Origin of the sequence: Pseudohalioglobus lutimaris, assembly GCF_002866825.1 — a bacterium.
Lineage (GTDB): Bacteria > Pseudomonadota > Gammaproteobacteria > Pseudomonadales > Halieaceae > Halioglobus > Halioglobus lutimaris.
Genome location: NZ_PKUS01000035.1, coordinates 25,457 through 46,988, shown reverse-complemented (window position 1 = coordinate 46,988; position 21,532 = coordinate 25,457). Strand labels below are relative to the sequence as shown.

The 21,532-nt window shown below is 59.1% G+C and carries 19 protein-coding genes; 9 read left to right on the top strand and 10 right to left on the bottom strand.

Translation table 11 applies throughout. The features are described 5' to 3' along the window. Positions 1-162, top strand: coding sequence for a hypothetical protein (locus tag C0039_RS21130; protein WP_157516170.1), 162 nt, complete (start codon positions 1-3; stop codon positions 160-162). 766 nt (positions 163-928) lie between these two features. Continuing rightward, on the top strand, positions 929-2,011 hold the full coding sequence (locus C0039_RS18400) for an energy transducer TonB (protein ID WP_076000841.1): 1,083 nt from the start codon (positions 929-931) through the stop codon (positions 2,009-2,011). Between the two features lie 32 nt (positions 2,012-2,043). Here C0039_RS18400 and C0039_RS18395 read toward each other — a convergent pair whose 3' ends face one another. The 6 genes from C0039_RS18395 to C0039_RS18370 all read right to left on the bottom strand — a co-directional run bounded on the left by C0039_RS18395 (position 2,044) and on the right by C0039_RS18370 (position 9,337). After that, the gene (locus C0039_RS18395; RefSeq protein ID WP_101518905.1) at positions 2,044-2,853 is read right to left on the bottom strand and encodes a LytR/AlgR family response regulator transcription factor; all 810 of its coding nucleotides are present in this window, start codon (positions 2,851-2,853) and stop codon (positions 2,044-2,046) included. Then, positions 2,850-3,929, bottom strand: coding sequence for a sensor histidine kinase (locus tag C0039_RS18390; protein WP_243391661.1), 1,080 nt, complete (start codon positions 3,927-3,929; stop codon positions 2,850-2,852). The genes C0039_RS18395 and C0039_RS18390 overlap by 4 nt, the downstream gene beginning before the upstream one ends. An 81-nt stretch (positions 3,930-4,010) precedes the next feature. Next, positions 4,011-5,807, bottom strand: a complete 1,797-nt coding sequence (locus tag C0039_RS18385; protein WP_101518904.1) for an ABCB family ABC transporter ATP-binding protein/permease — start codon at positions 5,805-5,807, stop codon at positions 4,011-4,013. An 86-nt stretch (positions 5,808-5,893) separates the two neighbouring features. Further along, positions 5,894-6,634, bottom strand: a complete 741-nt coding sequence (locus C0039_RS18380; RefSeq protein ID WP_076000844.1) for a fumarate reductase iron-sulfur subunit — start codon at positions 6,632-6,634, stop codon at positions 5,894-5,896. Continuing rightward, the gene (locus C0039_RS18375; protein ID WP_076000845.1) at positions 6,631-8,610 is read right to left on the bottom strand and encodes a fumarate reductase flavoprotein subunit; all 1,980 of its coding nucleotides are present in this window, start codon (positions 8,608-8,610) and stop codon (positions 6,631-6,633) included. The genes C0039_RS18380 and C0039_RS18375 overlap by 4 nt, the downstream gene beginning before the upstream one ends. A gap of 1 nt (position 8,611) precedes the next feature. Continuing rightward, a complete protein-coding gene (locus C0039_RS18370; RefSeq protein WP_076000846.1) occupies positions 8,612-9,337 on the bottom strand; it encodes a fumarate reductase cytochrome b subunit in 726 nt (241 codons plus the stop codon). A 158-nt stretch (positions 9,338-9,495) separates the two neighbouring features. On the opposite strand from C0039_RS18370, the gene lipA reads away from it, so the two are divergent. Then, on the top strand, positions 9,496-10,482 hold the full coding sequence (gene lipA, locus C0039_RS18365) for a lipoyl synthase (RefSeq protein ID WP_076002350.1): 987 nt from the start codon (positions 9,496-9,498) through the stop codon (positions 10,480-10,482). A gap of 99 nt (positions 10,483-10,581) precedes the next feature. Here the strand turns inward: lipA and C0039_RS18360 are convergent, their stop codons facing one another. Continuing rightward, complete coding sequence (locus C0039_RS18360) at positions 10,582-11,265, bottom strand: DUF3313 family protein (RefSeq protein ID WP_076002351.1); 684 nt, start codon at positions 11,263-11,265, stop codon at positions 10,582-10,584. Between the two features lie 82 nt (positions 11,266-11,347). On the opposite strand from C0039_RS18360, the gene C0039_RS18355 reads away from it, so the two are divergent. Continuing rightward, entirely contained in the window at positions 11,348-12,229 is an 882-nt protein-coding gene (locus C0039_RS18355) for a 1-aminocyclopropane-1-carboxylate deaminase/D-cysteine desulfhydrase (RefSeq protein ID WP_076000847.1), read from the top strand. Here C0039_RS18355 and C0039_RS18350 read toward each other — a convergent pair. The 3 genes from C0039_RS18350 to C0039_RS18340 are packed head-to-tail and all read right to left on the bottom strand — an operon-like array spanning position 12,226 to position 15,875. Further along, the gene (locus C0039_RS18350) at positions 12,226-14,037 is read right to left on the bottom strand and encodes a phospholipase D-like domain-containing protein (RefSeq protein WP_076000848.1); all 1,812 of its coding nucleotides are present in this window, start codon (positions 14,035-14,037) and stop codon (positions 12,226-12,228) included. The two genes, C0039_RS18355 and C0039_RS18350, sit on opposite strands and share 4 nt — an antisense overlap. 12 nt (positions 14,038-14,049) lie before the next feature. Beyond that, on the bottom strand, positions 14,050-14,973 hold the full coding sequence (locus C0039_RS18345; protein ID WP_101518903.1) for an endonuclease/exonuclease/phosphatase family protein: 924 nt from the start codon (positions 14,971-14,973) through the stop codon (positions 14,050-14,052). After that, positions 14,958-15,875: a DUF1853 family protein gene (locus C0039_RS18340; protein WP_165787183.1), complete on the bottom strand. Its 918-nt coding sequence runs from the start codon at positions 15,873-15,875 to the stop codon at positions 14,958-14,960. Before C0039_RS18340 ends, C0039_RS18345 begins: the two co-directional genes overlap by 16 nt. Positions 15,876-15,916: 41 nt before the next feature. Here C0039_RS18340 and C0039_RS18335 point away from each other — a divergent pair, with 41 nt between their 5' ends. The 5 genes from C0039_RS18335 (at position 15,917) to pepN (ending at position 21,503) form a co-directional block, all read left to right on the top strand. Further along, the gene (locus tag C0039_RS18335; RefSeq protein WP_101518901.1) at positions 15,917-16,801 is read left to right on the top strand and encodes an NAD(+) kinase; all 885 of its coding nucleotides are present in this window, start codon (positions 15,917-15,919) and stop codon (positions 16,799-16,801) included. Then, positions 16,801-17,655 (top strand): rhomboid family intramembrane serine protease, encoded by an 855-nt coding sequence (locus C0039_RS18330; protein ID WP_101518900.1) that lies wholly within the window; start codon positions 16,801-16,803, stop codon positions 17,653-17,655. The genes C0039_RS18335 and C0039_RS18330 overlap by 1 nt, the downstream gene beginning before the upstream one ends. An 87-nt stretch (positions 17,656-17,742) precedes the next feature. Further along, complete coding sequence (locus C0039_RS18325) at positions 17,743-17,994, top strand: YeaC family protein (RefSeq protein ID WP_101518899.1); 252 nt, start codon at positions 17,743-17,745, stop codon at positions 17,992-17,994. Between the two features lie 9 nt (positions 17,995-18,003). Then, on the top strand, positions 18,004-18,840 hold the full coding sequence (locus tag C0039_RS18320) for a DUF2797 domain-containing protein (RefSeq protein ID WP_101518898.1): 837 nt from the start codon (positions 18,004-18,006) through the stop codon (positions 18,838-18,840). Between the two features lie 8 nt (positions 18,841-18,848). After that, a complete protein-coding gene (pepN, locus tag C0039_RS18315; RefSeq protein ID WP_101518897.1) occupies positions 18,849-21,503 on the top strand; it encodes an aminopeptidase N in 2,655 nt (884 codons plus the stop codon). Positions 21,504-21,532 lie beyond the last annotated feature (29 nt).

Here is a 21,532-nt window from a genome sequence, read left to right as displayed (position 1 = left end):
ATGCTGGAACGTCATTATTTCATCGTCGCAGCCCTGCTATTCAGCATGCTGTTGGCCTATGGTGCCAAGGCCGATACCGGGGGATTCGGGGTTTCTCGGATGGTTGGTGGCGATACTATTCAAATCAGTATCAGCCCAGAGAGGTATTTGAGGGTTCGCTGAGAGGCTTGATGCAGGCTTGGACCGAAACCCCCCGATGATCTCCTTGCAAAGCCTTAAAAAGATGAAGGCTCTGTTGGTTGCTTTTCCCCTGATTGCAGTACGCCGTTTACTACCGTTGTCGAAGAGTCGCAGTTTGGGCAAATCAGCGCCGCTATAACCGGCCCCTGAAAGTCGTGTAGAACCAGCGGTACCAGTGGTCGCGGGCCCCCATTGCAGGGACAGCAGGCCATAGCTATTTTACCGCGCTTGGGGACGTCCAGATAGGTTACGTTATCCTTGCTCATTTACTCGGTCTATTTGGTTCCGGGCCGGTTGTCCAAAGTTGTATATCCGGTAAGTTGCCAAAATGACGCCCGAGTAGAAAAGCGCTAGCAGAACGGTTTCAATCGGCATTGTGTTCTCTCCATTATCCACAGGTGCATTTGCTTATCGGCAGCTAGGTGGAAACCTTTAGCGCATTTGTTCAAATTAATTGAAAGTCTCTTTAAATCAGTAGGTTAGTGTTCAATAAGCGATCGATTTATCTGCGTCTGGCGGGGCAGCCCTACATCTTCGGTTGCCGAGCCCGGTGGCCACATCTGCCTGCATCCTCATTCGCCTGATCTCCGCGGTGATACTATCGCGTCCGCTCGCCTGCGCCGGCTGCCGGGCTCCCCGTAGTAGGGCATTGACCTTCTGCTCTGGTTGATGTGGGCAATGCGCAATTGCCTGATGCCATTGCTGAGCTGTTACACTTTATCGCTGTTGCCATACCATTGGAGTTCACATGTTTTCCCGAATTTCTCGCCAGTTCAGTTTGCTTGTTGGCGTTTTTGTCGTGCTGCTGTCTTTGGGGCCCGCGGGCGCCACGCTGGCTATCGCCCAGTATGTACCGGCCACTAATCTTGATGGCGATTCATCTATCATCACACTGGACAGCAGTTATCAGGACGATGCCTGGCTGGTCTATACCTACGATATCGACCCCACCGGCGCTGTAGTCAATGCGGCCGTCAGGGCCTCCAATAAGGTGCCCGCACTGGAGGAGGCGCTGTTGAACCAGGTGAAAGCGATGCGCTTTGCACCGGCGACCAGCGGCGGCAAGGCGGTGCAGTCCTCCGCCAACCCCGTGATCTATACCTGGATTCTCGACAAGCCCCGGGAAATGGGCCCCGAGTTTGCAGACCTCTACGGACGTGCCTGGGATCACTTCGCCAACCAGGAGTATGCCGCGGCGCAGGCTATTGCCGACCAGTTGCAGCAGTTCGCCGGGCGCAATGCGCTGGAGGAAGTGAAGTCGCGCGTACTGGCGGCGTCGGTGGCGAATCGTCTTGGCGACGCCGGGGCAGAGTTGCGTCATCTTGAGCGCATCGTCCGTTTCCAGCGTCTGGCGCTGGATAACAACTTCAAGAACGTCTACGTGCCTGCCGACCAATTCCTGAAAATGCTCAATCGTATTCTCAGCCTGCAGTTGGAGGGTAATATGCTTGCAGACGCGGGTTTTACGCTTGACTACATGCAGACGCTGGGCCGGGGCGAGCCGGTGGTGCAGGCCGCAGCCTCCCGGTATGTCAGTGCAGAGCAGGCGTTACAACGAATGAGTGACTTCGCCATCGAGGGCGAATTGATAGCACTTTACCCCGAAGGTCGGGCCTCCTGGAAAACCGCATTGACGGAGTCTGAGTTCTATATAGCCGATGTGCGCGGACGCGTCGTGACTGTCTACCTGACCTGCAACGGCGGTGAACGTCTTCTCACGTGGCCGAGCAAGGAGCACTGGCGCGTGCCGGCGGGGTGGACGGGTTGCCAGGTGGATGTGTCCGGTAACGCTGGCACCCGGCTGGCGTTGCACCAGGTCGTGGCGCGGTAGTTCTTCCCGGTCAGCCCTTCACCGGACGTTGCTCAGCCTCCCAACAGCTGTTTCACCCTGGCGCGGTAGCCGCGGCTGACTTTCAGTTGTACGTTGCCATCCAGGGTCAACATGTACTCCCCATTACCCAGCGTCTGGGCGCCCTGTATAAACTCGCTGTTAACGATTGTGGAGCGATGAATCCGCAGGAAGCGCGCCGGGTTGAGCATCGCTTCCAACTGTTTCATTGTGGTGCGCATGATATGCGTCTCACCGGCCGCGTGGATGCACATATAGTCTCCTGCGGCGTCTACCCAGTGAATCTCCGCGGTGCGCACCAGGTGGATGTCGTTACCGTCCTTTATCACCAGCTTTTCCGGCCAGGGTTGCTGGTTATCGTTGTCCTGCGCCATGGCCTCTATTGAAGCGGCGCTGGCGCCGGTCATGCCCATCATCAGGTCCATCAGGCGTTCCTTGGCGCGCTCTGACTCTTCCTGGGCATGGTGGGCGACGGCACGGTTTATCGCCTCGTGCAGACGGTCGTCGTCGATAGGCTTAAGCACATAGTCAACAGCGTGCACCTTGAAGGCATCGACGGCATACTGATCGAATGCCGTGACGAAGATGATCATTGGCATCTGGTCTGACTGCAGTTGCCTCACCACTTCGAAGCCGTCGATGCCGGGCATCTGGATGTCGAGAAATACCAGGTCCGGCGAATGGGTGGCAATGGCTTCCAGTGCCTGCTCGCCATTTGCGCACTCGCTGATCACATCCACCCCGGGTATCTGTTGCAGGCGCAGGGCCAGGCCCCTGCGGGCGAGTGATTCGTCATCGACAATAATGGCTCTTAGAGTATTCATGAGTCTCTGCTGCCAAATTCCAGTGGTATGCCAATATTAATGGTCAGTCCATGCGGGTCGGTGGTGCTCAGCTCGAATGCTTGCTGCTCCCCGTAAATTTCCTGAATACGTTCCCGACAGTTGGCGATTCCCACGCCTTCGTTCCCTTCTGCCGCTTTACTCCCCGGTGCCAGGCCCGGCCCGTCATCGGCTACCTGCAGGCAAAGCCTTTGGCCCTCCTGGTATGCCTTTACTGATATATAGCCGCCGTTTACCGCGTGAGCAATAGCGTACTTGATCGAATTTTCCACCAGTGGTTGTAGCAACAGACTTGGCATCAGCGCTTCGAGCACTTCATCCTGTACTTCAAAATGCAGTTGCAGGCGCTCGTCGAAGCGGACCTTCTCTATGTCCAGGTAGAGACGCAGGGCTTCCACTTCATTGGCTACGGTGACCTTCTGCATGGGATCGTTGTCCAGGGTGTAGCGCAGGAAACGACTGAGACGTGTCACCATCACATTTGCCAGAGCATTGTTCTTGTCCAGAATAAGTGTGGAGATGGCGTTGAGCGTGTTGAACAGGAAGTGAGGGTTGAGCTGGTAGCGCAGCATTTTCAGCTTTACCTCGTGGGCCATGGAGAGCGCTTTCAGAACACGTTCTTTCTCCTCCTGTGCAAGCATATAGTTCTTGATGCCGAAGTAGAGCGCACTCCATACCAGCATCACCCAGAATGCAGAAACGGCACCGTCGAAGTAAGAGAGTAGTTCCATGCCGTGGCGCTCAGCGGCTTTGCGCGCTTCCGGGTAGAGTTGGTGAAACAGGGTGGCACGCGTGGCCATCCAGACCAGCCCGGCCGCGTAGGAGCCTGCCACGATTACCACGATGCGCCGTGTCAGCTCCATTTCCCACATGTGACGATACAGTGCGCGCAATGCCAGCGTCAGCAGCATGCCGATGGTGGCAATGAGGGGGAGGTAGAAATAATAGCGCTCAGGCGGGGAGCCCCACATGATCACGCCGAGATAAAAAGACATGGCCCAGCCACTCCAGCCGGCAAGCTGCAGTAGCCAGAACAACTGGCGTTTGTTCTTGAGCATATCGTTCATATCCATGCGCTCATTATACGGGAGAGCAAGGCTATTCCGCCCCCGTTTGTCGCAGGGCAGCAACGTTTCGTCTCAGCTGTCGTCCTGATGTTGCTTCTGCTGGGCGCGCCAGAGCGACGCGTAGCGACCGTTCTGCGCCAGCAGTGCCTCATGGTTGCCGCTTTCCACGATGCGTCCGTGATGGAGTACGACGATACGATCGGCATCCACCACGGTGGACAGGCGATGGGCGATAACCAGCGAAGTATGCCCCCGGGATATCTCCTGCAGGGCGCGCAGTATGGCTTGCTCCGAGTGACTGTCCAGGGAGGAGGTGGCCTCATCGAACACCATGATCGGTGGTCGTTTGAGAATAGTGCGGGCAATGGACACGCGCTGTTTTTCACCGCCAGAGAGCTTGAGTCCCCGCTCTCCCACCAGGGTGTCTGCGCCCTGGGGCAGGGCGGCGATAAAAGCGTCCAGGTGGGCAAGACGGATCGCCTCGGCAACATCGGCGTCGGCTGCCCGGGGGTTGCCGTAGCGCACGTTCTCGAAGATGCTGTCGTTGAACAATACGGTATCCTGGGGAACGATGCCGATGGCCCGGCGCAGGCTGGCCTGGCTTACGCCGCTTATGTCCTGTCCGTCAATGGCAATGCAGCCCGAATCCGGGTCGTAGAATCGAAACAGCAGCTTCACCAGCGTGGATTTGCCCGAGCCGCTGGCGCCGACCACGGCGACTTTTTCTCCGGGGCCAATTTCCAGATTCACCCGGTCCAGTATCTGCCGCTGCGGGCTATACCCGAAGCTGACATTCTGGAAACTGATGCCACCCTGGCGCAGTGTGAGTTCCCTGGCATCCGCCGCGTCGACGACCGCCGGCTTGATCGCCATCAGCTCAAACAAGTTCTCGATGTTAGCCATGGAACCCTTGATCTCCCGGAATACAAAACCGAGAAAGCCCAGTGGCAGGAACAGCTGGATCATGAATTGATTGATAAGAATAAAATCGCCCAGGGTGATTTCACCGTCCTTCACCTGCCAGGCGGCAAGCCCGATCATGGCGGTTTGCGACACCGCGATAATCAGCGCCTGCCCCCCATTGAGACCAAAAAGTGATAGCCGGTTCTTGCGTCTGGCCTGTTCCCAGCGTGCCAGCTCCTTGTCGTAGCGCTGCGCCTCAAAGGCCTCGTTGGTGAAATACTTGACCGTCTCGAAGTTGAGCAGGCTATCCACCGCCCGCGTATTGCTGGCTGAATCCGCCGAGTTCATCTCGCGCACGAACTGGGTGCGCCACTCGGTGGCATACAGCGAGAAAAAGCCGTAGCTGATGACGGCGATCAGGGTAATCAGGGCAAAAGACGGGCCATAGTTGAACAGCAGAATGCCCACCACCATGGTGATCTCGAACAGGGTAGGGGCGATGTTGAACACGAAAAAACGCATCAGGAAGCTGATACCGGTGGTGCCGCGTTCTATGTCCCTGGCCAGGCCTCCGGTGCGCCGACCCAGGTGGTATTCGAGGTCGAGGGCGTGAACATGGCGAAAGACCTGCAGGCCGATGCGACGCATGGCGCGTTCGGTGACCCGCCCGAACAGGGTGTCGCGGAGTTCGCCGAAGAACACGTTGGCGAAGCGTGCGCCACCGTAGGCCAGTACCAGCCCCAGCAGCATAGCCGGCGCCAGCTCCGCTAAAGCGGCCCCGTCCAGTGCGTCTACCAGGTGCTTGAGCAGGAAGGGGATGGTGAGGATGGCGCCCTTGGCCAGCACCAGGCAGCCCAGCGCGAGCAGTACCCGGTAGCGGGACTCGAGCAGGTAGGGGATCAGGTGTTTGACAATACCCCAGTTGGTTTTGGCGTTGGGGTCGACATCGTGTTGGCTGTGGCGCATGCCGGAATTCTACGGGTTTCTCGCGCGCGGGTCAGAAATTCTTCAATGTGTCGCCAGCGCCGGTGGCTGCCGGCGATTGAACGGTGTCAGACCGCCACCATGCGCCGGCGCAGAAAGGCGATCTGTGTCGCCAGTGGCAGGTCTTTGGGACACATATCCTGGCACCCCAGCAGGGTCATGCAGCCGAATACGCCGGTGTCATCCCCCACCAGCTCGTAAAACTGTGCATCTGTGCGTTCATCGCGGGGGTCCAGGCGGAACCGGGTGACCTGGTTGAGTCCCACTGCGCCCACAAAGTCCTCGCGCATTTGTGCCGTACCACAGGCGGCGATACAGCAACCGCATTCTATGCAGCGCTCCAACTCGTAAAGCTGCTGGGCCAGTTCGGGCTCCATGGGGGCCTCGATGGCGCTGAGGTCAATTTGCTCCAGGCCCTGCGCATGCACCCAGGTCTCCAGGCGTTCCGCCATGCCGCGCATCCACTTGCCGGTATTCACCGACAGGTCTGCGATCAGCTCGAAACCGGGCAGCGGTGCGAGAGTAATGTCGTCGGGCAGGTCCCGGGTGAGGGTACGACAGGCAAGGCCGGGGCGGCCGTTGATAATCATGCCGCAGCTGCCGCAGATTCCGGCCCTGCAGACGAAGTCGAAATGCAGTGACGGGTCCTGCTCCTCACGGATCAGGTTGAGCGCGACAAACAGGGTCATGGCGTCAGCATCTTCAACCTGAAACGTCTGCATATGCGGTTCGGAATCCGGGTCCGCCGGATTATGGCGAAGCACACTGATGTTCAGTGTGCGCTGTTGGCTCACGGGAATGGTGTTCACTCGCTGTTCTCCAGACGTTGGTTTCGGCCCTGGAAGAGTGGCGGCAGCAGATGCATAAACGGCATCAGCAGGTTCTGCCGCTGGTGGCGGTCCAGCTCTCCGGCGGCGGCCAGCAAGTGCTTGATCTGCTGTTCGCGGATGGCAGTGTCGGGGTGGTCGATGTAGTCCCTGGCGCCGTAGCCGCGCCAGCCGGGCGGCAACTCCATGCCCAGTATGTCCAGCGGCTCGTAGTCGAAGGTGGGCAGTTGGTCGTGATCGCCGGGCCAGCTGGCGAGGGTTCGTTTCATCCACTGCAGGTCATTGCGCTGTGGGTAATCATCGCGAAAGTGGGCGCCGCGGCTTTCCGTGCGCAGCAGCGCACCCTGGGCGACGCAGAGGGCGAGTTTAAGCATGCGCGGCAGTCGGTAGGCGGCGACCAGTTCAGGGTTGGGGCCGCGATTGGCGTTGCGCAGGCCGACGTGAGCAGCGCGTTGCTGCAGGTCCTGTAACGCACTGACGGCCCGCTCCAGTTTCTCGCCGTGGCGGAAAATGCCGACATTACTGGTCATGGTTTCCTGCATCTGTCGGGTCAGTTCAACAGCGCTTTCGCCGCCGCCGTTTTGTGCGATGGCTTTGAGTTTGTCAGATTCACGGCGCATGAAGTCCCCGGCCAGACTCGTGGACAGTTGCAGCTGGCCTTCGGCGGAGGCACAGAAGTCGGCGATAGTGTCGCCAACAATCATTCCGGCTACCACCGTTTCGGCCACCGAGTTGCCACCCAGGCGGTTAAAGCCATGCATATCCCAGCAGGCCGCCTCGCCCACGGCAAACAGGCCCTTCAATTGTGGGCTCTGGCCGCGGGCGTCGGTGCGCACACCGCCCATCGAGTAGTGCTGGGCAGGGCGCACGGGAATCAGCTCGTGCGCCGGGTCGATGCCAAGGAAATACTGGCAAATCTCTTTCACCTCGCGCAGCTGGCCGTTGATGTGGTCGGCGCCCAGCAGGCGTATGTCCAGCCACAGGTGTTCACCAAAGCGACTTTGCGCGCCGTGACCGGCAGTGATGTGCTCTTCCATACGCCGCGATACGACATCCCGTGAGGCCAGCTCCCTTTTCTCCGGTTCGTAGTCGGGCATGAAGCGGTGTCCGCTGCCGTCCAGAAGCAGGCCGCCGTCACCGCGACAGCCTTCCGTTACCAGTATCCCAGCCGGGAAAATACCAGTGGGGTGGAACTGTACGGCCTCCATATTTCCCAGCGTGGCGAGGCCGGTCTCCAGGGCAATGGCGGCCCCCATGCCCTCGTTGATGACTGCGTTGGTGGATACCCGGTAGATACGCCCGAAACCACCGCTGGCGATACAGGTAGCCCTGGCCATATAGGCGATCAGTTCACCGCTGACCAGGTTGCGGACAATGGCGCCGCAACAGCGCTCGCCTTCGTGAATGAGCGCGATTGCCTCTGTCCGTTCATGAACCGGAATGCCGGCGGCAATAGCCTGGTTGCTCATGGCGTAGAGCATGGCGTGACCTGTGCCGTCGGAAACATAGCAGGCGCGCCATTTCGCCGTACCGCCAAAATTGCGGCTGGTGATCAGGCCATGGGCCGCGTCGGACTCAGTGATGGTTTTTTTCTTGCCGTCTTCGCTAATCTCGTGGTCACCACGCTGCACGCGACTCCAGGGAACACCCCAGGCCGCCAGTTCACGAATGGCCTTGGGTGCAGTGTGGGCAAACATGCGCACTACTTCCTGGTCCGCGCCCCAGTCGGAGCCACGTACGGTATCGGCGAAGTGCAGGTCCTCGTTGTCACCGGCACCCCCCAGGCAGTTGCCGAGGCTGGCCTGCATGCCGCCCTGGGCCGCAGCCGAGTGGGAACGCTTGGCCGGCACCAGGCTGAGTATAATGACCTCATTGCCGCGACGGCGGGCGCCTATTGCGGCCCGCTGGCCGGCCAGACCACCTCCGATAACCAATACGTCGGTGTAAATTATCTGCATGCTAGTGTGCCCCGGACGCGTGCGTTGGAACGTAGCGCTCACCGGCATAGGGCGCGTGTTCGGCGCCAATGCGCATGTAAGTAATCAGTGATGCGGTGCCAAGACAGAGATAAAAGGCAACGATGCAGTATAGGGCAAGCCTGATGCGTCCCCGCCACAAACCCGAGCTGGCCGCGCTGAACGGCCCCCACTTCATCGCCAGGCGGTATATGCCTATGCCGGCATGAACGTGCACGACCAGTAGCAGCGACGCGTAAAGAATCCAGAAACGGCCGCTCCAGATCCGGTCTGATGATGCGTAGGGTCCGATATTGTCGGGCTGTACCAGCACTACCAGCAGGTGTGCCGAGGCAAGAAAAAACAGCAGGAAACCGGTGATAACCTGCACGTACCAGAGGGTGGTATCCATGTGCCGCATGGCTGCCATGTGCGTGTTCATACGCTGATACTGGCGGTAATTGGCGGGAAATTTGCGTAATGCCAGTAAGGCGTGCAGCGCGATCAGCAACAGGACAATGGCGGCCGCTGCAGATACCAGCAGTGGATAGGGCCTGCCGAACAGGTGCTCGCCCTCAAACATGCGGGTCACCCAATACATGGCTTCATGGCCCAGCAGAATGCTGGACTCAAAAAACATATGACCCCAGATGAACATGACCAGCAGCAATCCGGTGCCGCTCTGCAACAGGTCCATTCGTGCGGGCCAGCGATTGAGTTTTTGGGGCATCGTGGCGTTAGCTCTGATTATCTGTGGCGTAGTGTAGACAAGGCGTGGCCTGCTTGCCCTTGTTCTGGCTCAAGAAATCGCATGATCGCGGCAACGACCGTGCTTCTGTATACTCAGGGGCCCCGATTTCTGTTTCGAGCACCGCAAAGAGCATGGCCATGACTGACCAGGACCTGATTCCCGCTGTACAGGTAACCAGTGGCGAAAAGTTCGTCAACGAGAAGGGCATTACGGCTATCAAGGACGGCATCAAAACGTCTGCGCAAAGTGCCGACCGACTGGCAAAGCCCGACTGGCTGCGCATCCGCGTGCGCGGAGGCAAGACCTATGAAAAGGTCAAGGATATTGTGCACGAGCATCGTTTGGCGACCGTTTGCGAGGAGGCCAAGTGCCCCAATATGAGCGAATGCTGGAGCTCCGGCACGGCCACCATCATGCTGCTGGGCGATGTCTGTACTCGCGCCTGCCGGTTCTGTGCGGTGAATACGGGCAACCCCAAAGGCTGGCTGGATCCGGATGAACCCGCCAACACAGCGCGTTCAGTGCAGTTGATGAACCTCAAGTACGTGGTGCTGACCTCGGTGAACCGTGATGACCTCGCCGATGGCGGCGCAGGACAATACGCCGCCTGCGTGCGCAAGGTAAAGGAAGTAAACCCGGAAACGGCGGTAGAAGCACTCACCCCGGACTTTCTCGGGGTACTGGCAGACGTGGAAACCGTGGTGGATTCGGGCGTGGAGGTCTTTGCCCAGAACGTGGAAACGGTGAAACGACTCACCCACCCGGTGCGCGACCCGCGAGCCAGTTATGAGCAGACCCTGGCCGTGCTCGCTCACGCCAAGCGTCATCGACCGGACGTGCTGACCAAGACCAGTCTGATGCTGGGACTGGGCGAGACCGAAGAAGAGATTGTGCAGTGTATGGACGACCTGCTTGCGGCCAATGTGGATATCCTCACTTTCGGCCAGTATCTGCAGCCTACTGCCAACCATTACCCCATTGATCGCTACGTTACACCAGAAGAGTTCGAGACCTATCGGCAGTGGGGCCTGGAAAAGGGTTTTATGGAGGTGGTGTCCGGCGTTTTCGTGCGTTCAAGCTATCGTGCGGAGCAGGTGCTGCAGAAAAATAACGTGGGCCTGTAAGCTGGGTAGGACCGGGTATCACCCGGCGCTACTGAATGGGGAGCATGCTCCCAGGTAGCGCACAGCGTGAACTCTGCACTGCCTGGGCAGCGACGACAGTTACTCTCCCTTACCCGTCACCTTGACCAGGCTGCTGTTGACCTGCTTTGCCCAGCTGTTGAAGACGCGCTGCACGTCGGCACGGTTGGTCACGCTGTTGTTCATTCCCCAGTGACTGGAGCTGGAGCGCGCATCCTTGAACAGGGCGAGTACCTCACCAGTCTCCGAGTCACCGAAGGCAACGGCGACTGCAATTGTACCGGCGCCTTCCGTTATCACGTAGCTGCGTCCCGCAGTGCGTGACATATTGTCGTCCTTGGCTGCTGCCGGCGCGATGCCAGTGATCATGGCCTCGATCTCCAGCACGTCATCACCGGGTTCGGAAGCCAGCGGAAACTGACCGCGCTCCTGTAGTTGCTTCTCCATGGCACTTTGAAACATTTCCTGCAGCGCCAGTTTGTCTGCCTCGGTCAGCTCCCAGTCGCGGCGGTTAACTGCAGAGCCGGATTTGTCGGGTTGAACTATCTCGATTTTATCCACGCCCAGCGGTAGCACCAGAACCCGGCGGTAACGGGTGAAATCAGCGTCGGGGTCGACGTAAGCCACTTTTGCGCGACTGTTGTCCACTCTGTGCAGATTGTCACCAATGACTTCTGCGTCGTCGCCGGTTTGTATCGCCGGCGCGCTGGTGCAGGCGGAAATCAGGGCTGTCATGCTGGCGGCGACGAGTATTTTTCTGATCATGGTCTCACCTTCTGTGGTTGTGTTCGCGGGGGTTGCTAAACGTGGCACACTATTACCCATGTTAACGGATTCATCAACCAGCATGTTGCAGCTCTGCGCCGACCCCGTGCTGGGCGTGAGCATGCGCAACGTGACGGTGCTGCGGCTGGATCTGCTCGGTGGTTCAGCGCCCGGTAACAAGGTTTTCAAACTGCGCGGCAGCCTGCGGGCGGCGCAAGCGCGCGGGATAAAACGGATACTGAGTTTCGGCGGCGCCTGGTCCAATCACCTGCATGCGCTGGCCGCAGTGGGTGCAGAACTGGACCTGGAAACCGTGGGCGTGGTGCGTGGCGCAGAAACAGAAACGCCCGCACTGGAGGACATGCGCCGCTGGGGTATGCAAATTGTACCCGTATCCAGGGAGACCTACCGGCGCCGTTTCGATAGCGACTGGCTCGCCGACCTCGAGCAGCGCCATGCACCTTGCCTGGTTGTGCCCGAAGGCGGGGCCGGGGCGGACGGCTTGCGCGGTTGCCTGGAGATTGCCGACATGGTTAATCGCAGCGGGAGAATCTTCTCGCGAGTCCTGGTGCCGGTAGGTACGGGTACCACGCTGGCGGGATTGATCGCCGGACTGCGTGGCTCACCTGAAGTGTTCGGTGTAGCGGCCTTGAAAGGCGCGCGTGATCTCGAGGAGCGCGTGCAGGAATATCTGCACGCAAGCGGGCTGCCAGCCCGGGTTTCATGGCAAATAATACATGATGCACACTGCGGCGGCTTTGCCCGCACCAGCGCTGAGTTGCGCGCGTTTATGCTGGCGTTTGAGTCGGTTCAGCGGCTTCCCCTTGAGCCGGTTTATACGGGGAAAATGCTTTACGCGCTGCACTCGCGATTAGCCCAGGGGCGTTGGGCTGAGGACGAGCCGGTGCTGGTTGTGCACACTGGTGGGCTGCAGGGGCGCCGGGGCTACGCCTGGTTGGGTTAGAACTGCCAGTGCAGTCCAGTGCGCAGCAGGTCGGTAAACAGGTCCCGTTGATTGCTGGTCGTGCGTCCTTTCATTCCACGCATATCGCGCACGGCCGCGCGCATCTGCAGCCATTCGGGGGAGCCCCACAGGTAGGACTGGGCCTTGAGCGCTTCAAATTCCTTGAGCAGTTCCTGGTGCAATGCTTCCCCGTCGAAGAAGAAACCCATCTCGTTGTTGTACAACCGCGAGCGGTAGTCGAGGTTGGTGGTACCGACAAATCCCCAGCGGTCAGCAAGAAAAAATTTCGCGTGCAACTTTCCGTATGCAACATCCCCGCCCAGTACATCCGCGTCCAGCTTGCCCGTTTGGTAGATGCGCACTCGCGGGTTGTTGATCAGCTGCTGCCATTGCTCGCTCTCTACCAGTTCAGGATTGAGTTCGCTTTTGGACAGCTTTTTTTGCCACTGCTCCCCGGCTTCCCTGTCCAGCAACAGACTGGGCGCGGTGTCCATGTCGATGATGGCCTGGGCAAAAAAATTGTCGCTGGTAAGCACTGAATTGGTGACGATTTCTATTCGGTTGTCCGGGTGCTCCTGCAGCCATTCCTGCACTTTTTTGGAGCCATCGTGGTATACGTCGCCGTCATCGCGTTCGTACTTCGGTACAAACAGGTAGGGCGAGACGATGCGCATCGTGCGGTTGTCAGCGTCCAGCGCTGACAGTTTGCTGGTAATGTAGATAATGGAGTTGGGGTTTTTTTTCAGGTTTTCATCGTACTGGCTCACCACGTCGGTGTTGGTGATGTTGCCCAACTCATGGGCGATGCGTACGCGGGTCGGGTACAGGTCCTGTTGCAGGTAGCCTTCAACACTGTCGTAGGCCTGTTGGAAGTCCGGCATGGCCCGCAGTGCCGCCAGGCTGTCGCGCATTTTACGTATCTGTCCGTTATAAGCCATGCCAGATCGCAGCACCTTGTTGCCCGAGTGCGCCAGCAGAATGCTTATATAGTGCTCGCTGATCTGACCTACAGACTCTGAAACCCGGGCGTTAGGTGGTGAACGCAACAGGATCTCCAGATCCTTGTACGCGGAGGGGTCACGGCTGCCGTCCTCGCGAAGACCGTAGTAGGACAGTGATATATTGCGCCCGCCTGTCATCACCCAGGCCAGGTCCGGATTGGCGCCGTCAACGACCAGCAGTTTGTCGTGTGAACGTCGATTAATATTACCGGGAGATTGCGTTAGCGCACCGAATACCACCGCCTGTACGCGGGCCTTTGTTGTTGTGGTCTGTCCCAGCTTGTTAACGGCGAAGCCGCCGTCAATGGCGCAATTGCGCAGCGCTTTGAGTTCGGAGTGGCTGCTGTGGAACGAGCCCAGGGCATCCACCATGATGCGTATGTCCACGCCCCGTTGCACTGCATCGCACAGGGCGCCGAGGAAGGCATAGCCCACGAGGTCGCGGGAGAAGATGTAGTAAACGGCGTCCACGCTGTACCGGGCATTGTCGATCAGCCAGATCTTTGTCGCCAGGGAATTGATGGATTCCTGGTAGCTGCTGCCAATGATCTTGCCCTGCGCAATGTTGGCGGGCACCTCAGTCTCCATACCCAGCTTTATCGGATCAATGTCCAGGGCCTCTGCGTCTGCGCGCCTGCGGCGCTGGTAGTGGGTTTCGACGAGCAAGTCGCGCACAGCGTCTTCGGGCGGGCAGTCGGGGAGATTTTGTTGGCCGCCGGGGCAGGGTGGTTGTTGCGGTGTCGCCGCACAGGCACCCAGAAAAAGGAGAGTCAGCAAGAGGCCGCTTCTGATCGTGTTCCCTGTCATTGTTTCAACACCTCAGTTCTGCGCAGTCGTTTCGCGGTAGCGAATGGTGGCAACAACCGCGCGATGGTCAGACAATACATCAGTCGCGGCCCGATGGTCGACGAATGCCAGTTCACCGGAAAGGATGATCCAGTCCAGTCGCTTGTCCTTGTACGTCGCCTCCTGGGCACCGAGCCCATCCCAGGTGTGCAGGTGTCGCTGGTTACTCGCCGCTTGCTCTACCAGGCGCCTGGCGAGGGACTCTGAGTTGAAGTCGCCCATGATAATCATCGGGTTGTGCCGGTTCTGCATGACCTTATTCATCTCCCGGCCTTGCTGCTCGCGTACCGAGTGGCGGGAAAAGTCCATATGTACGGAAATAACATCGATAGCGTGAACCTCTCCCGATGCTGTTTGCCATTGAATCTCCGCCACGGTGAAACCCTTGCGGGCGGTGGGCGGTGAGGGTTCGAAGCTCAGTGCTGCCGCCGCGGTTATTGGGCTGGATGACAACAGTGCAGTACCATAGTTGGCAATTCCCAGGCGTGCATGACTGTCCTGGACCCACCAGCGGTAGCCTGAGCTCGCTGCCAGGTGCCGGGTATGGTCGAAGTTGCCGCTCCATGCTGACTCCGCATCTGCTTCCTGTAGTGCTACGACGTCGATCTTCTCCCGGTCAAGGAAGTGGGCGATAGTGTCCAGGTTTTCAGTAATCCGTGACCGGGATACCAGTAATTGATTGAGACTGTCACCGCGTCCATGAGCAATGTTTAGCGTCGCCACGCGCAACAGGTCATGCGGCGCCGACGGGGCGTGCTCCTGTTGCACCTGTACCGCAAGTAGTCTCGGCTGCTCCGGCTCGCCGACAGCGGTCACGCAGGCAAACAGGAAGAGGGTCATAAAGGGTAAAAGCAGAGCGCTGCGCAGTCGGTGATAAAGCATTAAATTCGCGGCCATGTGTCGGCAACAACGAACACGCGCTTGTACTCTTTACCGTCTGTGTCGATCATAGCGAACTGGCTTGCCCCTGAGGGGCGTTCCGTCGCCAATAGGGTGTGCAGCGAGTGACTATCGATGAGATCCGGTGCATTGCTGGCGTCGACGGGCGCAAGCCATTGTTCGCGGCGCAGAGGCAGGTAGCGAGCATGGTCACATTCGCTCACGCTGCCAAGCTCCCCACGCCTGCACCAATCATGCAGTGGTTGCGCGAGATTGTATCCTGCGGGAAGTTTCCCGTCGGTGCAGACGTGCCGGTACAGGCGGCCCTTTATTTCGACTTCCAGCAGGGGGCTTGCAACCCCGACCGCGGCGAGAACCTCTGCTCCATGCGGGTCCCGGGATAAGAGGATCTGGTGGCTCAGCATGCGCTGCAGCTTAAGGTCCAGCCTGTCCCGGGCGTTGGGCCCCAGCCAGTCGGCCTCTGCTGCCGCCGTCTGTGCGAACGCCAGGTAGAATTTGACGGCGAGTTCCAGGTGCACGGGCCGCTTTCTCGCGTGGCAATAGTAGATGCAGTCGAACTCGCCGATGGTATGGTTGCTATCCCTGACCGGTAGATTGTGAGCGATCAGTTCCACTTGTGGGTCCTGCTGCAGAAAGAAATGCCACAGTGATTCAAAGTAGATGCCAAGACGCGAACTGTGCCCGGCGTTCAAGTGTTCCATCAGCTTTTTGGGCGACCTGTCCAGCGTTTGCAGCCATTCGTGACGCGCCGGGGTGAGCGTCAAGGCACAGTTGCCGACGGGTGCAGGGCAGCCCAGCTGCCCGGTGTGCAGCAGTGGTGGCGCAAAGCAGGCCCATGCCAGATCGCGCACCTCTTGCGTCTGCAGGCAAAGAGAGAGCTTTTCGGCAAGGGTGTTCACGTGGTTATAATAGCAGCCCTTAGCCAGAATAGGCGCGGACCATGCCCGCCCCCTTTAACAAGATTGGACTCGTGGGTCGCAGCAAGCAGGATGGACTGGATGCTGTGCTCGAGGAGTTGCTTACCCTGCTGATCAGTCGAGGTCACGAGGTTTACCTGGAAAAACGCCTCGATAAGCTGGTGCCAGGTCACCCTGTAAGACTTGGCAGCCGCGACGAGATCGGCCAGCTCTCAGACCTCGTTATCGTGGTCGGTGGAGACGGCAGCCTGCTCAGCGCGGCCCGCACCCTGGCACGTTATGAAACCCCCGTGTTGGGTGTGAACCGTGGTCGCCTTGGCTTTCTCACCGACATCAATCCGGACCAGATCGCAGAACAGGTGCCGCCGGTGCTGGATGGCCATTACGAGATGGAGGACCGATTTCTGCTGGACGCATACGTATATCGTGACGGTGAGGTGGTGGCGGAGGCGGATGCCCTTAATGACGTGGTGGTGAACTCTGGTACATCCGGGCAGATGATAGAGATAGAGCTGTCGATTAACGGTACTTTCGTTTACCGCCAGCGTGCTGATGGCCTGATAGTCTCTACACCGACAGGGTCAACCGCATATTCCCTGTCAGGGGGCGGGCCCATTATGCACCCCTCATTGGACGCGATTGTGCTGGTACCGATGTTCCCGCATGCGCTGAGCAGTCGCCCCATAGTGGTGGACGGTGACTCCGAAATTCGAATCGATATACTGCAGCGCAACTTCACTCACCCCCCGGTCACCTGCGATGGCCAGGTCAAATTGACGGCACAGCCGGGTGATTCCGTGTACATCTGTAAGAAGCCGCATCGGCTGACCCTGCTGCACCCGTTGGGCCACAGTTTCTATGCCAGTTGCCGGGACAAGTTGCGCTGGGGCAACGCGCTGGTTGACTGATGCCTGATCGTTTTCATGTTCTGAGCGTCCCTCTTGACGAGGACCTGCTGCCCCTGACCGCCCTGTTGCGCACTCGCGGTGTGCCGCATCAGATCTTCGAGGAAGCCGGTGAGCAGGTGCTGGTGGTGTTCAAGCAGGAAAATGTCCGTGCGGTCGCCGGTCTCTATAGAGCATGGAGAGCCGGTGAGGTGCGTATTGAGGCGCGCGAGGGCGGGCCGCCGGCAGCGCGGATGGCCGGTGTGCAGTGGCGCAGTGCACCGGTTACCCTCACTTTCGCACTGCTTGGCATCGGTGTCTTCCTCGCCTTTTTCCTGGGCGCGCCGGAACAGTGGCTTGCCCTGCTCACTTTCACTCCCTTCGATGTAGTGGGCGGGCAAGTGCAGTTCCTGCCCATGGGCGAGCAATATTGGCGGTTGGTCACGCCGATACTGCTGCATTTCGGCTGGCTGCATATCACCTTCAATTCACTGTGGCTCTGGGAGCTGGGGTCGAGGACAGAGAGGGCAGTGGGCAGCCTCAACACCCTGGGAATACTGCTGGTAATAGCGGTGCTTTCCAACGTCGGCCAACATGTGTTCGGCGGCCCGGGTCTGTTTGGCGGCATGTCGGGTGTGGTCTATGGGTTGTTGGGGTTTGCCTGGGTAGCTCCGCAGCTGCAACCGCGCTGGCAGATTCAGCCCGCCCGGCCAATTATGTTGTTCATGGTGGGTTGGTTGTTGCTGTGCCTGTTTGGCGTTGTGGAAATGCTTGGCTTCGGCTCTATTGCCAATGCGGCCCACCTGGGAGGCCTCGTCAGCGGCGCAGTGCTGGGCCTGCTGTTGGGTGGCCTGTCGCGATTGCAGCACGCGGCCTGATTCAGGCGCAATTCTGCCACCTGATCACAACACATTGCCGCTGATCGGGGTTATAATCTGCGGCCTTTCGCAACCGTGGAGCTGCCCATGGATTACCAGCAGATGATCGAGTCCATGACGCCGCAGATTTATGAAAATCTGCGACGTGCGGTGGAGCTTGGCAAGTGGCCTGACGGCAAGAAGGTGACTCCTTCCCAGCGTGAAAACGCCATGCAGGCCATTATCGCCTGGGGTGAGCAACACCTGGATGCCGCTGATCGCGTTGGCTTTATCGACAAGGGTCACAAGGCCGGGGACAGCTGCGACGACCCCACCGAAACCCCACTCAACTGGAAATAGGAGTAATAAGTGGCAGAGCTTCTCGCCGCCGGCAACCTGCGCAAAATGACAACGAATCTGGAGGCGCCGGTCGCGTACTCGCTGCCCCTGGGCGACGATTCATTGCCCATGAATCCATTGCTGGGGCAGCCATTGCAGCTGCGCTACGAGGGCGTTATCAATTGCGTGGCCTGTGGTCGCAAGTCCAGCAAGAGTTTTAATCAGGGCTATTGTTACCCTTGCTTCCGGCGCCTGGCACAGTGCGACAGTTGCATCGTCTCTCCGGAGAAGTGCCATTATGCGCAGGGCACCTGCCGTGAGCCGGAGTGGGGCGAAACACACTGCATGATTGAACACGTGGTCTATCTTGCCAACACCTCCGGGCTCAAGGTGGGTATCACCCGCCATAGCCAGGTGCCCACGCGCTGGATGGACCAGGGTGCCACCCAGGCCCAGCCAATATTCCGTGTGGACACCCGGCACCATTCGGGAATTGTGGAAACCCTGTTCAAGAACCACGTTGCCGACAAGACCAGCTGGCAGGCCATGCTCAAGGGCGATGCCCCGCCGGTTGACCTGGAACTGGAGCGGCAGCGGCTGGTCGAATCCTGTGCCGACGCACTGCAGCAGGCGCGCGAGCAGTTTGGTTTGCAGTCGATTACTGAGCTGCAGGGTGCCGAACAGACCTGTATCAACTACCCGGTGCTGGAATTTCCGCGCAAGGTGAAATCGTTCAACCTGGACAAGACACCGCTTGTGGAGGGTACGCTGATGGGCATCAAGGGCCAGTACCTGATCTTTGATACCGGCGTGATCAATATGCGTAAGTACGGCGGCTACCACCTGGCCGTCGCCAGAATTAACTGAGGATAGACATGCGAGATGCCAACCCCGGCGCGGTATACCTGAAGGATTACTGCGCTCCCGCTTTTCTGATCAACCGTACTGAGCTGCATTTCGATTTGGGCGAGGAAGAAACAATTGTCACCTCGCGCCTGTATCTGCTGCGCTCTCCCGAAATTGCCGGCGAACCCGTTTTGTCTCTGCAGGGCCAGGAGCTGGAGCTGCTGGAGGTCAGTATCGACAATGAGTTACTGCCTGCGTCTGCCTATAGACAGACGGAAGACAGCCTGGTGGTTGATGGCGTGCCCGAGCAGTGTGTGTTGACCTGCAAAACGCGTATCCGTCCGCAGGACAACACTTCCCTGGAAGGACTGTATAAGTCTCACAGTATGTTCTGTACCCAGTGCGAAGCAGAGGGTTTTCGCAAGATAACCTACTACCTGGACCGCCCCGACATAATGAGCGTGTTCACGGTGACCATAGAAGCAGACGCCAAACGCTATCCGGTGTTGCTCAGTAATGGCAACCTGCTGGAGAGTAAATTGCTCGAGAGCGGACGCCGGCAGGTTTTGTGGCATGACCCGTTTCCCAAACCCGCCTACCTGTTTGCCCTGGTGGCAGGCGACCTGGAATATATCGAGGACACTTTCGAGACCGCTAGCGGTAATAACGTTACCCTGCGCATCTACGTGGAACCCAAAGACCTGGGCAAGTGTGATCACGCGATGGACTCGCTGAAACGCTCGATGCGCTGGGACGAGGAGACCTTCGGACGTGAGTATGACCTGGAGCTTTTCAATGTGGTCGCCGTTGACGACTTCAATATGGGGGCGATGGAGAACAAGAGCCTCAATATCTTCAATACATCCTGCGTGCTCTGCCACCCGGATATCACCACCGACCAGGGCTACCAGCGTGTCGAGGCCATCGTGGCGCACGAGTACTTTCATAACTGGAGTGGCAACCGGGTCACCTGTCGTGACTGGTTTCAGCTCAGTCTCAAGGAGGGTTTTACCGTTTTTCGCGACGCCGAGTTTTCTTCGGACATGGGCTCGCGTACGGTAAAGCGGATAGAGGATGTGAACCTGCTGCGCACCGCGCAGTTTGCAGAGGATGCGGGCCCCATGGCGCATCCCGTGCGCCCGGAATCGTATATTGAAATCAACAACTTCTATACCCGCACGGTCTACGAAAAAGGCGCAGAGGTTGTGCGTATGATCCACACCCTTCTGGGCCCCGAAGCTTTCCGCGCGGGATCTGATTTGTACTTTGAGCGTCATGACGGGCAGGCCGTGACCGTCGAGGATTTTGTCTGCGCCATGGAGGATGCCAGCGGTGCAGACCTGCAACAGTTCCGGCGCTGGTATTCCCAGGCGGGAACGCCACACCTGGGTGTGCGCGACAGCTATGACGAGGCTGCCCAGACTTACACCCTTGAGGTGTCCCAGTCCTGCCCGCCCACGCCCGGGCAGACGGAAAAGGAACCCTTCGTCATTCCTCTGGCAATGGGGTTACTGGGGGAGGCGGGAAATCTGCCGCTGCGCCTGCAGGGGGAAGAGGCCGACCCGGAAACCGCAGACAATACCCACATGGTGCTTATTGTCGACCAGCCCGCGCAGCAATTCGTCTTCGAGGGCGTTGCTGAGCGTCCTGTGCCTTCCCTGCTGCGCGGTTTCTCTGCGCCGGTGCGGCTTGGGTACGACTACAGCCGCGAGGCGCTCTGCCAGCTGATGAGCCGTGATGACGATGGTTTTGTACGCTGGGACAGCGCCCAGGCCCTGGCCACACAGGTTATCACCCAAGTGCAGCAGCAGTTGGCTGCCCGCCAAACCGTTGTCGTTGACCCCCTGCTGCTGCAAGCCTGCGCTCAACTGCTGGCAGATGAGTCGCTGGACCCGGCAATGGTCGCGGAGATGCTGACCCTGCCAGGTGAGAGCTATCTCGCCGAGCTGGCCGGGGAGGGTGCGGCGGATGTAGACGCTATCCACAGTGCCCACCTGGCCGTGCATCGTGCCATGGGTGAGTCGATGACGCCCCTGCTGCTTGCGCGCTATAAGGACCTTGCCGTTGGTGAAAATTATGCCCCACGCGGCGAACAGATAGCAGCCCGGGCCCTGCGCAACCTGTGTCTGTCCTACCTGGCGCACGCGGACAGCCAGCACCTGACACTGGCGCGCGCGCAACTGGATGCCGCAGACAACATTACGGATCGCCTGGCGGCGCTTCGCGTGCTCGCTTTTTACGGTGATGAGGCTGACTGGTCAGAACCCATGGCGGCGTTTTACCACGACTGGGCTGATGAAACGCTGGTAGTTAACCAGTGGCTGGCGGTACAGGCGGCCATACCCGATGCAAACGCCATCCAACGCGTGCGTGAGCTGATGCAGCATAAGGATTTTGACCTGCGCAACCCGAACAAGGTGCGCTCGCTGGTGGGAACATTTGCCGGCCGCAATCCGGTGAACTTCCACCGTGCGGACGGGCAGGGCTATCGCCTGCTGGTGGATATAGTTGCCGAACTCAACGCAAGCAATCCACAGATTGCCGCGGGCCTGCTGACGCCTCTCACCCGGTGGCGCTATTACGTCGGGCGCGCAGACCTGATGCGCAGTGAGCTGGAGCGCCTGGCTGCCAGGGAGGACCTGTCGCCTGATGTCTATGAGGTAGTGACCAAGTCCCTGCAGTAACGCCTGTACTCGCCGGGGCCTGGCCCGCT